At 65.0% G+C, this 540-nt stretch carries 1 protein-coding gene; it reads right to left on the bottom strand.

Translation table 11 applies throughout. The annotated features are described in order from the left end of the window. Positions 1–46 precede the first annotated feature (46 nt). Positions 47–540 (bottom strand): DUF7007 domain-containing protein (locus K9U40_RS23355; protein WP_432715939.1); only part of this gene is annotated, 494 nt, incomplete at its 5' end.

Here is a 540-nt window from a genome sequence, read left to right as displayed (position 1 = left end):
TCCAGCCGAAGGCGGAAGCGATGATTTTCCAGGGCATCGCTGCCTCCTATCGCGTCCAGCCGAGGAAGCTCGACGGGCCGGAATAAATCCGATGGCGATTCTTATCGATGACGAAGCCGAACGGGCCGCTTCGGTACTGTGATGACGGGATGAGGAAGCGGCGCTCCTCGGTGCCGGGGCCACGTCGGCCGCCCATCGTGGCGACGACTTCGACCATGCCTTTCTCGCGGTTCGAGGTGATCGCCGAGATCACGATCCAATCGTCGGCGTGCTGCTGCTCGAACGCCCGGCGATCCTTCTCGCGCGATTCTCCGGGGGCGAGGATGGTCCCGAAGATCCTCTCCCAGGCCTCCGGCCAGCTGTCCTTGATCGTCCGCTCGGCGCAGCGCCGCTCGAAGGCGGTGAACAGATGGGGGAAGGTGATGGCGACGATCGCCCAGGCTTCATCTTCCTCGTACCAGCCGCCCTCGGCGCGAAGCATGGGATGGACCATGCGGTTGCGCGTTGCCGAGAGGTGAATGCCTCCATGGCCGGCCGTGG

Origin of the sequence: Xanthobacter autotrophicus (assembly GCF_030015065.1) — a bacterium.
In the GTDB taxonomy this organism is placed as follows: domain Bacteria; phylum Pseudomonadota; class Alphaproteobacteria; order Rhizobiales; family Xanthobacteraceae; genus Xanthobacter; species Xanthobacter autotrophicus_D.
This window is presented reverse-complemented; position numbering and strand designations above follow the sequence as displayed.